A 12,604-nucleotide genomic window follows, 5' to 3' on the forward strand; every position below is an offset into this window, starting at 1 on the left:
TCTCCGCATGGAGGTAATAGAGCCAGCGAGGATTCCGACTTGACACCCGAAGGGGAAGATCCAGAAATACTTGCTTTGTCGACCGTGGAAGCTGCCAAGAGGGCCGCGTCATTTATGAAGAAGGCTGATCCCTTCGCGTTAGATGTCGCTCCATCGTTGCTATCTGCAGAGCATATCGAAAATTATATTCAAAAGATTGGGATCATATCACCATTCTATACGGGAGGGGGGGCGAAAGGCTCGCCTCAAGAAAGCCTCCTATGAGGGGAGAATTGGGAGCAAGGCCTATGTCTTCGATGAAAACAGTAACGAGTTGATTCCGGTTCTGGTGCCGGACATGCCATTACTGATACCGGCGAACTCTATAGTATTTGTAGAGTGCGATTTGGAGTTTAGGCTCCCGAGGTATATTGGTATTCGTTTCAATTTGCAGATAAGGCACGTGCATCGAGGGCTTTTACTCGGGACTGGCCCGCTGGTGGACCCTGGATACTGGGGGAAACTGTGCATTCCCCTGCACAATTTAACCAATGAGCCCTACGAGATTCCCATCAGGGAGGGGTTGATTTGGGTGGAGTTCACGAAGACCACGTCAGACTCAAAGCTTGGCCGGGTCACTCTTGCAGATGGCGACAAACATTCCGAACATTGGGACATCGAAGAGTTCCTTAGGAAAGCTGCGAAGCCTCTGATTGAAGGAAGGCCCAGCATCGGGATTCGAAGCTCAATACCCAAAATGGTATCGATAGCTACGGGTGAAGCGCATAGGGCCAATAAGGCTTCAAATGAAGCACTGGATGCCAGTAATAAAGCAACCGCGAACGCGCTCGCTGCGCAGATGGAGGCAAAGCAGACTAAAGAGTTATTTAATCGGATTGCTTGGGTTGGAGCGTTTGTTGCGGCCGTTGCGCTTGTGACACTTTGGGCCACGTTCTATTTCGGGCTTCGGAACGATATAAATGCGGTGTCGGGCAATGTGGCGCAAGTTGGATTGATAGTAGCCGAGCTTCGGAGTGCGAATGGTTCTCAAGAAGAGCGCCTCGAAACATTGCGCGCGATACACGAAGAGATGCTGGACCGGTTGCGCAAGAGCGAGCTTGAGATAACTTCTCTGCAGCGTGAAATTGAAGGATATCGGGAGCGGCAGAATCCGCCTCAAATGCAAAGCATAGCGCCTACCCCTCAAGATGCAAAATAGATACGCCGGGGATATAGGGGACTATATTAAATTGGGGCTATTGCGTACTCTCGCTCCTAGTCGGCAACTTGGCATATTGTGGTACTTGCATCCCAACGAAGGCCACAATTCTGACGGGAGGCACACTGCCTATCTCTCCAGGCCTGCGGTTTGGCGAAATCTCGATCCGGCGCTGTTCGACCTTCTCGGGGAAGTAGTTCATTACGAGAGGTCAGTGCAGGCCATTCAAAGGGCCTTCGATAGCGAGGCGCGCTTTGTTGCTGAACCTGTCCCGACCGGACTGACAGCTGCTGAGCGGAGCGCTCGGCGGAGGCACTGGTTTGAAACGACTCTTGCGCACTTGGATCAGTGCGACCTCGTCTTCGCAGATCCGGACAATGGCTTAGTTGGTGATGAGGCTTGGCGTCGGAAAGCCACAGCCTTCGGCAAGCAAATGCCTCTCTCGGAGGCACGCGCATTGAGCGCGGGGCGGTGCGCGGTAATTTATCACCACAATAGTCGGTTCAAAGGCGGGCATGACGCCGAGGTGGATAGTTGGTTACAGGCCCTTTCGGTGCCGGCGATCGCGGTGAGGGCGACTGCTTACAGCTGTCGTACCTTCTTTGTGGTCAATCCGGATACCGAGATCGTGGAGCGTACCCGCGCGTTCTGCGAAAGGTGGAAAGATCACAAGGTCCGTCTTCACGCGTCACGGGTCTAGGCTACCGAATGCCAAAAACATCGCGCAGCCACGCGGGCACGGCACCAGCCAGAATTGCAATTCGTCCGACCATTTCTTCCCTCTAACCAACACATGCGCAGCCGGGCGCCTTGTGGCATCGTTTTTCCCTGGAGATGCAACTGTCGCCGCAAGCTTGACCGGCCGAACAATGTTTACAGCAGCCCTCAACCGGGATGACCGACCAAGGGATAGTCGTAGCGGGCCGCCCGATCGATGCAGGATCTACCGGCATGAAAATGCCGACGATCGCCAACGCGGAGATGATCCGAAACAATAGTGCTCCCCTCCCAAGAACATGTCGATCAAAGTATATAGGCAACGTCAAGTCGACTCATTTCTCTGTTGATGGAGAAGAATACCCTATGAAAACAGCCCGGCAGATACGCAATGGAGATTTCAGCTTTTTCTTGAGATTTGCTGAGGATCTTTTCAATGGAGCTGCGGCCGAAGCTGACGTTGAGAGACACCAAATTCGTGTCGACAGACACGGGTTCGGTACCGCGCCCGGAGGTCGATGGGGCGGGATCGATAAACGTCTATGTGACGTGTTTTATGGGACTAGGCCCTTTGACAGTGTAACCGAACTAAATTCGATCGAACGGCCGATATCACGGCATCATTTGTCGGAGTCGGGCGGTCAGCTATCTTATCACAGAAGTGACAACGGGTATGTAAACGTATTCTTGCATGGACCTCGAACCGACGATATGCGCCCGGCAGAAGATGCCATTCTCCTGGACACCAGATTAAATCCACGACGGCTACTTTCAATGGCGTTATGTAGAAAACATCTTCGCAGCCTCCAGGCGTACTACGAGGTTGCGGGGGTCGATGGAGATCCAACACTACGTGATCAATGGATCGTTTTTTGGATGCGAAGTTTTCGCCCTACTCTTCTCGAAAATGTGGTGCGGCCGCCGAAAGCGAGGCAGACGGCATTGAGAATGTTGGAGCTGAGCGTAACCGTTGGAATGAGCGGCTCGATCTGGTGGCTGCTCACAAACGGGCTGGGGTTGGGCGCGAAGTAAAAAACAGCAGCGGACTGCTATAACGACCGTACCGCAGCAAACATGCGGGGAACAGATGCTACGCTTTTTGCTATGCAACGCTACGGTACAATGGTGGATTAATCGCCACAAAAAGTGTGACCGAGTCCAAAGCCTTGACGGAGAACGATCTGCCGGGACAACGGCGGAAGGGTAAGGACGTCGTCAACCGAATTTCAAGACCGGTGCCTATGCCGCACGGCCCCCTGAGTGCTAACTCGTCCCAACAGTCTATTCTTCTGCAGGGTCGGTCGTTTGCAAGCTCGCGCTCTGAACCCAGCGCGTGCGGTTCGTTTTGCGCTCGTGTATAGCCAGGAACAGAGCTCGTCCGTTGCTCAGCAGCGCGAGTGCGTCGCTCGTAAAGCGTGGTGAGACACGAAGCCAAGCTGTCCAGCGTGGCTCGCCGCGGATCTTGTCGATGAGCCCCATGCCCGGAGGTGGCTTGTAGATCGGGATCTGCCTACCGCGGTATTGACGATATTTGGGCGAGCCGTGCTCGTCGCGCTCCTGCACATCCTTGAGCGTCGCACGAATGTCGCCTGAGCCCAAGTTGTCGCCAAAGATTGTGACCTCATAGGTGTCGCCCGCCCGTTCCTCTGGGGAGGTGGATATTCCGGCGACGGTCAGTCGCGTAGTGAACCGATACACTGGATCGTCATCATCTGAGTTCCAAGCGGACTCCGGCGTGTAGACGTTGTAGTTGATGGCAGCTTCGACGATCGCCTCGCAGTGTTCTACTCTGATGGCGAGATGCGTGTGTCCGTCTTCGTGCCCTTTCTGGCGCTTCGTCTTCTGGGGCATGGGGTCATCCGCCTAGCTGTTCATCGATGGTTGATGGCTTGAGAGCCATCCACCCAACCTTCGCGCATCGTAGCCCAGATCAGGCGACACATTGAGGTTTCCTGGCGAATGCTGCTGCGACCCGGCTATCGCGCAGCAGCTGAATCGGCCACGGCAGCCTGCTTTTCGGGTCTCTTATCGGGACCGAAGCGGGCGAGTAGACTTATTGATTTTGCTGGTACGCCCAGGGGGAATCGAACCCCGTTACCGCCGTGAAAGGTCGTCGGGCGATCCTGAAGTTCGTACAAAGCCTTCCGTCACGCCGTCGCAGTCATCATCAGATCAGGCCCATAGCGAAACAAGATTCTGTAGATATGCTGTAGATCAGCCACTTTCCAGAGATTTTAAGGACAGACTAAGCCTTTGAAAAGATTGGCTCCCCGGGCCGGATTCGAACCAGCGACCAACCGGTTAACAGCCGGTTGCTCTACCACTGAGCTACCGGGGAACAGAGGCTCTCATGTGAGTGGCGCAGCCTATAGCAAACCCGTTTCGGCTTTGCAAAGAAGCATTTCGTATTTTTTCGATGCTTTTTCGAGCGGCGATTTCTCGCAATCGCGCATTTGCATCCTCATATGAGCCGTCCGGCGGGAATGCGGAACCGAAAAGGCGGTTGCGGCTTTCGTCTGCTAGTGTCTTTATTTCGTCCGAGCGGATCATCAACCAGACATGAGCGCAACAAGCGACAACCAGGTGCCGGCGCGGAAAATATCGGTCTTTGGCCGCGAGTTCAAAATGCCGCGCTCGCGTGGCCGCAGGATCGCGATCGGGGCCGTCCTGATCTTCGGCGGTATTCTCGGCTTCCTGCCCGTCCTGGGTTTCTGGATGATTCCGATCGGATTGCTGGTGCTCTCCTACGAGTTTGCCTTGGTGCGCCGCCACCGTCGCCGATTCGTCGTCTGGTGGGAACGACGGCGGCGCCCGAAATGAGAAGTTCGCGCCCAATATGGCAAGCCGGCAGCCTCTGAAGAGGCTGGCTCGATGCACCATGGCTGGTGCGCTGGGCGTTGCTCCAAGTCCTGGCATTTCCTTGAGCGTGGTGAAACCTGCCGCCCGCCCGACGCGAGGTTCAGGCTCGGGCTTCCCTTCGCCATATTTGGTGTTTAACAATTGTCTAATATACTAATCGTAATATGCGCATCGACGATTCGACGCATAGCATATTGAGACATGACATATTGAGACATGGCATGTTGAGACACGGGCACGATGGCCCAGGGGAAACCGTCCGGAATGCACCATGGCCGCTTGACGCCATTTTCGCCGCAACCTATTGAACCCCGGTGGAACGCCGGGAGCAATGAGGCCTCGTGGCGGAGTGGTTACGCAGAGGACTGCAAATCCTTGCACCCCGGTTCGATTCCGGGCGAGGCCTCCAGGCGCCCAAGCTCTCGCGCGCCAGCGCCGGGGGCCAGGGTTCCTGTCGAAACGGGCGGCGCTTCCTGGCGCGGCAAATGGATTGGTAGGATGATGAGCGCTGATTTTGCCGAACGCCGGGTGAAGATGGTCGATGGCCAGATCCGCACCACCGACGTGACCAGCGCACCACTCATCGACGCCATGCTTTCCGTGCCGCGCGAGGCCTTCGTCGCCCCCGGCCAGAGCGCTCTCGCCTATATCGACGAGGACATCCGCATCGCCGATGGAGCGGATGGCCCACGCTATCTCATGGAACCTTCGCCGCTGGCCAAGCTGCTGCAACTGGCAGAGATCGTTCCGACTGATTCGGCGCTCGATGTCGGTTGCGGCACCGGCTACGCGTCGGCGATCCTGTCGCGGCTGGCAAGGTCCGTCGTTGCGCTGGAGAGCGATTCGACGCTGGCCGAGACCGCCCTGTCGACGCTCTCGACGCTGGGCTGCGACAATGTCACCGTGGTCAAGGGACCGCTGCCGGAAGGCCATGCCGCGGCGGCGCCATACGATGTCATCTTCATCGGCGGCAGCGTCGGCAAGGTGCCGGCGCCGCTGATCGACCAGCTTGCGGAAGGCGGACGTCTTGTCGCGGTCGAAGGTCAGGGAAATTCGGGCGTGGCCCGTTTATTTATTAAAAGCGGGGGGGTTGTAACCGGAAGACGCGCATTTAATGCGGCAATAAAGCCACTACCCGGATTTGAACGCATCCATGCGTTTGAATTCTGAGTGGTTTTGCCTTGCAGCAAAGGCGCTGTCATGATCGCTTGCGTTTGAACAATCGTTGTTGATCGCACAACCGGGCATTCTGGGAGCTTTCAGCGGGGGAACGATACAAACGCGGCGCCGGCTGATCACAAAGAGAGGCTTGCGTTGCGCGGTTCCCGTGCAAAACGAATGAGGGATTATAACGTGCCGTCTGTACGAAAGAGCCTTTTTGCCGCCGTCCTCGTTTCCGCGACCGCGCTTTCTCCGCTGGCCGCCTCGGCGGAAACCATCACCGGCGCGCTTTCAAAAGCCTATCAGAACAATTCGCAACTGAATTCAGCCCGCGCCGGCGTCCGCGTCACAGACGAGGGCGTCGCCATCGCCAAGTCCGGCTGGCGTCCGACCATCAATGGGTCCGCGAGCATCGACTATTCCAGCAGCCATCTCAACGGCTCTAACCGAAGCGTGGCCTTGACCACGGGCAACTTCGGCATCCAGATCGACCAGACCCTGTTCGACGGGTTTCAGACCAGGAACAATGTCGCGGCCGCCGAAGCCCAGGTCCGTGCCTCTGTCGAGACCCTGCGCAACACCGAAGAGAACATCCTGTTCAACGCGGCAAGCGCCTATATGGACGTCATTCGCGACCGCCAGATTGCGGTGCTGACCGAACAGAATCTGCAGTTCCTGACCGAGCAGGCACGCGCGGCGCGCTCGCGCTTCGAGGTCGGCGAGGGCACCCGCACCGACGTGGCGCAGGCCGACGCCTCACGCGCCTCGGCCGTGGCACAACTGGCCGCCGCCCGCGCACAGGCGCTGGCAAGCGCCGCGACCTATCACCAGATCATTGGCGACGAGCCCGGCAAGCTTAGGGGTGCTTCACCAGTGTCGAAGCTCTTGCCCCGGAGCCTTGAGGCCGCGATCGGGATTGCGGCGAACGAGCATCCGGCCATCCTTGCCACCCAGCATCTGGTCGACGCTGCGGCATTTTCGGTGAAATCGGCCGAAGGCGCGTTGCTGCCACAGCTTTCCGCTTCCGCCGGTGTTTCAAGCGCCTATCGCAACACCGTGCCTGGCGCCTTCGCCACGCAGGATGGCACGACCAATTCGGCCAGTGTCGGCGCAACGCTGACCATACCGATCTATTCAGGTGGCCGCACATCGGCCATTGTGCGCCAGAACAAGGAATCGCTCAGCCAGGCGCGGATCGAGGTTGACGTCAACCGCGACCAGGTGCGCCAGGCCGTGGCCTCGGCATGGTCGCAATACACTGCCGCGCAGCAAAACGTTGCGGCCAACAAACAAGTGATCGACGCCTCGCAACTGGCGCTGAACGGCGTCATCGAGGAGCGCAATGTCGGCCAGCGCACCACGCTCGACGTCCTCAATGCGCAGGCGACCGTCATCACCGCCAAGATCAACCAGGCCAGTTCCGAGCGCGATGTGGTGGTGGCCAGCTACGCCATCCTCTCGGCGATCGGCCGCCTGTCGACCGAGCGTCTCGCCCTTCCGGTGACGAAATATCGGCCCGAAGAGCACTACAATGCCGTCAAGGACAAGTGGATCGGCCTGCGCACGCCGGATGGCCGCTGATTTCGTCGGCGGTTTAGATTCGCCGACGACCGCAAAAGCCGGTTGATTGATATCGCCTGCATATCAACGTATTGGAGCCCGCGCGCCGGAAGGACGTGCGGGCTCTAATCTGTTGAAATCCAAAACGCCATCAGATTGGGGATTCTCCCAAGGCGATCCGTGGGTTACGCTGTCGTCATGATTCGCATTCGGCTTTGACCGGTGGGAAATCTGCAAGGTGTCACAAGGGCGGCGGATGTGACGATGGCGACGGCAAGCAGCGTACAGCGCGAACCTTCCATGGAAGAAATACTGGCTTCCATCAGAAGGATCATTGAAGACAGCGACACCGGCCGCAAGCAGCCGGGCGAAGCGGATGACCTGTTGCAGGATTTGGCGTCAGTTCCCGTGCCTGCGCCGGCAAGCAAGGCGCCATCGGAGGCACGCGGCGCGCGACCCGAGGCAGGCAAGGCGCCGCCTGAGGTAGCCGGGGCGGCACCTGAGGCAGGCGAGGCGCCGCCAGCCGTGGATGCTTTTCGCGCTGAATTGCGACCGGGACTGGATGCCGGGAGACCGGCCACGCGCGCGGAGGTACAGACAGCCGATTCCGTCATCGCACGCATGGAGCCGCCGGTACGATCCGATCCGGCTCCGGCCAAAGCACCACTGACGCTTGCACCAGTGAGTTCCAGGGTTGCCGCCGAGCCGGCTCCCGCCGCCAGGCCGGATGCGCCAGCGGCAGCACGGGTTGCAGAGACGACGGACAGCATCGTTGCCCATTGGCGGCAAGAGGTCGCCCCAGTCGAGGAAGCGGTGACCAGGCTGAGCAACGCTCCGGTCAGGACCGAGACGCATCGACCGCCGGAGGACGAACCGAAGCCTGAGCTTGTCGATGAGGACAAAGTGGCGGCGGCCGAACCTGCTTTTGAGCCGGCTCCGCCGCGAAGCGGATTGGCGCATCCCGTGACAAGCGAGGCGCTGACCTCTCGTCCCGCGATCCTTTCCGAGCATACGGGCCGGCAGGTTGCCGCTGCCTTTGGCGAGCTTTCCGACGCGTTTGCCAGCCGCAGCAGGAAAACCTTCGACGAGATGGCCGAGGAGATGCTGCGGCCCATGTTGCAGGATTGGCTGGACAACAATCTGCCGACGCTGGTTGAACGGCTGGTGCGCGAGGAAATCGAGCGCGTCGCGCGCGGCGCGCAGTAAGTTTCATCGTCCGATACCAGATCAAAACGCCGCCCTGGTTCCAGGGTGGCGCCTTTATTATGGCTTAGCTTTCCGCCGATGTTGCGAAAGCGATCAGATTGCTGTCGGGGTCGCTAACGATGAAGGTGCGGGCGCCCCACGGTTCAGTCCGCAACGTCTGGTGAAAGCCGACCCCTGCCGCCTGATATTCCAGGAACAGCGGCTTGATGGCGTCGACCACGATGGTTGCTGACAAAAGGTCCTCGCTTGCTCTCGCGCCCTTGTCGAACAGAGGCTTGTCGACATGGCGCAGGTTCAACCGCGCGCCGTCGCGGAAGACCTGAGCGTAGAAGGGCGGTTCGCCATAGGTGAAGCGCGTCGTGAAGCCGAGCTTCTGTTCGTAGAACGCCCGCGCGGTGGCGATGCCGGAGACAAAGAGCTGCGGCTCGGCCAAGGCAAGGAGGGGTTTGGCGGCGCCGGATATCATGCTGTCGGTCATGGTTTGAAGATCTTTCTTCAGCGCCTGCCAGCTTTCGAAACCTGCCTTCCTGGCAACCAGTTCCTGGGCATCGGCAAGCTTGAAGCTGTGATCCAGGATCTGGCGATCGGTCAGATGGCGGAAACGCGGCAGTATCGACCCGATCGCAGCCGCGACAGGGTAGTAGCGCTCGCGATGCCAGCGCAGGTGGAGCTTGGCCTGTTTCCTGAAGTTCTCGAAATTCGACATGTTCGAATTCGGCCTGTTCGAATCCGGCTTGGGCGCGGTGAGGGTTGAGGTATCGTAGGCGGGCAATGCCCCTCCGGCGGAAAAGCCGATGCGCCCTACAGCAGCATCGGCAAGCTATGGCGGTTTGCAATCGCTGGTCAAGAGGCGGGGCTGAATGGAAGATCGCTTGTACGAATTGCCTCGAACCATGAGGCCCCTATCTATCGGCCATGCCTTCCGCGGCTGGTTGACTTGCCAACTGCCTTCCGATTTACACCAAACCCAACAAATCCCGACAGCTCGGACGCCTTTCCATGCTTGAAAAAACTTACGACGCCAAAACCGTCGAGCCCAAGATCGCCAAACTCTGGGAAGAGGCCGAAGCGTTTCGCGCCGGCGCGGGGGCCGAGGAGGGGGCCGAAGCCTTCACCATCGTCATTCCGCCGCCGAATGTCACCGGCTCGCTGCATATGGGCCATGCGCTCAACAACACGCTGCAGGACATATTGGTGCGCTTCGAGCGCATGCGCGGCAAGAACGTGCTGTGGCAGCCCGGCATGGACCATGCCGGCATCGCCACGCAGATGGTGGTCGAGCGTCAGCTCATGGAAAGACAGATCCACCGCCGCGACCTGACGCGCGAAGAGTTCATCGAGAAAGTCTGGGAGTGGAAGGCCGAATCCGGCGGCGCGATCCTCAATCAGTTGAAGCGGCTCGGCGCGTCGGCCGACTGGTCGCGCGAGCGCTTCACCATGGACGAGGGCCTGTCCAGGGCCGTACTCGAAGTGTTCGTGACGCTCTACAAGGAAGGGCTGATCTACAAGGACAAGCGCCTTGTGAACTGGGACCCGAAGCTCTTGACCGCGATTTCCGACCTTGAGGTCGAGCAGCAGGAGATCAATGGCAATCTGTGGCACTTCCGCTATCCGGTCGAGGACGTGGCCTTCGATCCGGAAAACCCGAAGACCTTCATCACCGTGGCGACGACGCGCCCCGAGACGATGCTGGGTGACACGGCCGTTGCGGTGCACCCTGACGACGAGCGTTTTCGGCAACTGGTCGGCAAGAACCTCGTGCTGCCGATCGTCGGCCGCAAGATCCCGGTGGTGGCCGACGAGTACTCCGATCCGGAAAAGGGTTCGGGCGCGGTCAAGATCACGCCGGCGCACGACTTCAACGACTTCGAGGTCGGCAGGCGCCACAAGCTGCCGGCAATCAACATCCTCACCGTCGAGGCGGCGGTGACCCTCAAGGACAATGAGGATTTTCTGGCCGGACTGGAAGTCACGCCCGAGCGCCAGGCGGTCTGGGACGAGCTCGATGGGCTCGACCGTTTCGCTGCACGCAAGAAGGTCGTCGAATTGATGGAGGCGGGCGGGTTCCTCGCAAAGGTTGAGCCGCATCGTCACGCCGTGCCGCATGGCGATCGCGGCGGCGTGCCGATTGAACCGCTCCTGACCGAACAATGGTATGCGAACGCGGCGGAACTGGCCAAGCCGGCGATTGCCTCGGTGCGCGAGGGCCGCACCAAGATCATCCCTGGCAACTGGGAGAAGACTTACTTCCAGTGGATGGAAAACATCGAACCCTGGTGCATCTCGCGCCAGCTCTGGTGGGGACACCAGATCCCCGCCTGGTACGGGCCGGATGGGCGTGTCTTCGTCGAGAAGACCGAGGAGGAGGCGCTCGCGGCCGCGGTTGAATATTACCTGGCGCTGGAGGGGCCGTGGAAGGCCTGGGTCGAGGACAAGCTCGAGAACTTCCAGCCGGGTGAGATCCTGACCCGCGACGAGGACGTGCTCGATACCTGGTTCTCGTCGGCGCTGTGGCCGTTCTCGACGCTTGGCTGGCCGGACCAGACGCCGGAACTGAAGACCTACTACCAGACCGACGTGCTGGTGACCGGCTTCGACCTGATTTTCTTCTGGGTCGCCCGCATGATGATGATGGGCCTGCATTTCATGGGCGAGGAGCCGTTCCATACCGTCTACATGCATGCACTGGTGCGTGACAAGAACGGGCAGAAGATGTCGAAGTCGAAGGGGAACGTCATCGACCCGCTCGATCTGATCGACGAATATGGCGCCGATGCGCTGCGCTTCACGCTGACGGTGATGGCGGCGCGAGGGCGCGACGTGAAGCTCGACCCGGCCCGCATCGCCGGCTACCGCAACTTCGGCACCAAGCTGTGGAACGCGACGCGTTTTGCCGAGATGAACGAGGTCGCGAGAAACGACGATTTGTGGCTGAACGACGCCAAGCTACCGGTCAACCGCTGGATCCTGACCGAACTGACGCGCGCCGCGCGCGAGATTACCGACGGCATCACCTCCTATCGCTTCAACGAGGCGGCGGGTGCGGCCTACCGCTTCGTCTGGAACCTGTTCTGCGACTGGTATCTGGAACTGCTGAAGCCGGTCTTCATGGGCACTGACGAGGCCGCCAAGGCCGAAAGCCGGGCTTGCGTCGCCTTCGTGCTCGACGAGATCTACAAGCTTCTGCATCCGATGATGCCGTTCATGACCGAAGAATTGTGGGCTGAAACGGCCGGCGAGGGCCAGGAACGGCAGTCGTTGCTTTGCCATGCCGCATGGCCGTCGCCCGACTTCGAGGATGCGGCAGCGGCCGCCGACATCAACTGGCTGGTCGACCTCGTCTCGGGCATCCGCTCCGTGCGCTCGGAAATGAATGTCCCGCCGGCGGCAATCGCGCCGCTGGTGGTGATCGGCGTCAGCGAGGAAACGCGCCAGCGGCTAGAGCGCCATGCTCCTGCCATCAAGCGATTGGCGCGGGTCGGCGATATTTCACTGGCGGACGCAGCTCCCAAGGGTTCCGCCCAGATCGTGCTCAACGAGGCGACCATCTGCCTGCCGCTCGGCAGCCTGATCGACCTCGCCGCCGAAGCGGCGCGGCTGCAAAAGGAACTGGCCAAGGTGACCGAAGAGATCGCCCGCCTGCACAAGAAGCTGTCGAACGAGAAATTCGTCGCCAACGCGCCGGATGAGGTGGTGGAGGCCGAGCGCGAAAAACTTGCCGAATATCGCGAGGCGCAACAGAAGCTCTCGGTGGCGCTCGCACGGGTTCGCGATGCCGGTTGACGGGTAGATTCGCGTGTCGCGAAAGCTGCTTCGAGCCCACAGCGCCGCGCCTCCTTTTGGTCGCGCAAAGGAGCTGTAGCACCTTGATTTTGTGCATGGTCCTTTCCGGAAATCGATTCC

General features: G+C 59.5%; 8 protein-coding genes and 2 tRNA genes. 7 read left to right on the forward strand and 3 right to left on the reverse strand.

Going from position 1 to position 12,604, the window contains the following annotated elements:
• Nucleotides 1–571: 571 nt before the first annotated feature.
• Nucleotides 572–1,198, forward strand: coding sequence for a hypothetical protein (locus tag AC0L2H_RS11920; protein WP_473590404.1), 627 nt, complete (start codon nt 572–574; stop codon nt 1,196–1,198).
• Between the two features lie 1,998 nt (nt 1,199–3,196).
• On the opposite strand, the gene AC0L2H_RS11925 is transcribed toward AC0L2H_RS11920, so the two are convergent.
• Nucleotides 3,197–3,766 carry a hypothetical protein gene (locus tag AC0L2H_RS11925; RefSeq protein ID WP_473590405.1) on the reverse strand — a complete coding sequence of 190 codons (570 nt, stop codon included), beginning with the start codon at nt 3,764–3,766 and terminating at the stop codon, nt 3,197–3,199.
• Between the two features lie 412 nt (nt 3,767–4,178).
• A tRNA-Asn gene (locus tag AC0L2H_RS11930) sits at nt 4,179–4,253 on the reverse strand.
• A gap of 221 nt (nt 4,254–4,474) precedes the next feature.
• On the opposite strand from AC0L2H_RS11930, the gene AC0L2H_RS11935 reads away from it, so the two are divergent.
• The 5 genes from AC0L2H_RS11935 (at nt 4,475) to AC0L2H_RS11955 (ending at nt 8,701) form a co-directional block, all read left to right on the forward strand.
• Complete coding sequence (locus AC0L2H_RS11935; RefSeq protein WP_473590406.1) at nt 4,475–4,735, forward strand: hypothetical protein; 261 nt, start codon at nt 4,475–4,477, stop codon at nt 4,733–4,735.
• A gap of 374 nt (nt 4,736–5,109) precedes the next feature.
• Nucleotides 5,110–5,183, forward strand: a tRNA-Cys gene (locus AC0L2H_RS11940).
• Nucleotides 5,184–5,275: 92 nt separating this feature from the next.
• Entirely contained in the window at nt 5,276–5,944 is a 669-nt protein-coding gene (locus tag AC0L2H_RS11945) for a protein-L-isoaspartate O-methyltransferase family protein (RefSeq protein WP_473590407.1), read from the forward strand.
• Between the two features lie 183 nt (nt 5,945–6,127).
• Complete coding sequence (locus AC0L2H_RS11950; protein WP_473590408.1) at nt 6,128–7,516, forward strand: TolC family outer membrane protein; 1,389 nt, start codon at nt 6,128–6,130, stop codon at nt 7,514–7,516.
• Between the two features lie 243 nt (nt 7,517–7,759).
• Complete coding sequence (locus tag AC0L2H_RS11955) at nt 7,760–8,701, forward strand: PopZ family protein (RefSeq protein WP_473590409.1); 942 nt, start codon at nt 7,760–7,762, stop codon at nt 8,699–8,701.
• 64 nt (nt 8,702–8,765) lie between these two features.
• Here AC0L2H_RS11955 and AC0L2H_RS11960 read toward each other — a convergent pair whose 3' ends face one another.
• Nucleotides 8,766–9,407, reverse strand: coding sequence for a bleomycin resistance protein (locus tag AC0L2H_RS11960; protein WP_473590718.1), 642 nt, complete (start codon nt 9,405–9,407; stop codon nt 8,766–8,768).
• A 293-nt stretch (nt 9,408–9,700) separates the two neighbouring features.
• Between AC0L2H_RS11960 and AC0L2H_RS11965 the strand changes: the two genes are divergently transcribed.
• Nucleotides 9,701–12,484: a valine--tRNA ligase gene (locus AC0L2H_RS11965; protein ID WP_473590410.1), complete on the forward strand. Its 2,784-nt coding sequence runs from the start codon at nt 9,701–9,703 to the stop codon at nt 12,482–12,484.
• The last annotated feature ends 120 nt before the right edge of the window (nt 12,485–12,604 follow it).

The organism is Mesorhizobium sp. WSM4871, assembly GCF_055811295.1.

Bases quoted from the DNA above. Each gene is read 5' to 3' on its own strand.
- AC0L2H_RS11945 (WP_473590407.1), top strand. From the start codon at position 5,276: ATGAGCGCTGATTTTGCCGAACGCCGGGTGAAGATGGTCGATGGCCAG.
- AC0L2H_RS11965 (WP_473590410.1), top strand. From the start codon at position 9,701: ATGCTTGAAAAAACTTACGACGCCAAAACCGTCGAGCCCAAGATCGCC.
- AC0L2H_RS11955 (WP_473590409.1), top strand. From the start codon at position 7,760: ATGGCGACGGCAAGCAGCGTACAGCGCGAACCTTCCATGGAAGAAATA.
- AC0L2H_RS11935 (WP_473590406.1), top strand. From the start codon at position 4,475: ATGAGCGCAACAAGCGACAACCAGGTGCCGGCGCGGAAAATATCGGTC.
- AC0L2H_RS11925 (WP_473590405.1), bottom strand. From the start codon at position 3,766: ATGCCCCAGAAGACGAAGCGCCAGAAAGGGCACGAAGACGGACACACG.
- AC0L2H_RS11960 (WP_473590718.1), bottom strand. From the start codon at position 9,407: ATGTCGAATTTCGAGAACTTCAGGAAACAGGCCAAGCTCCACCTGCGC.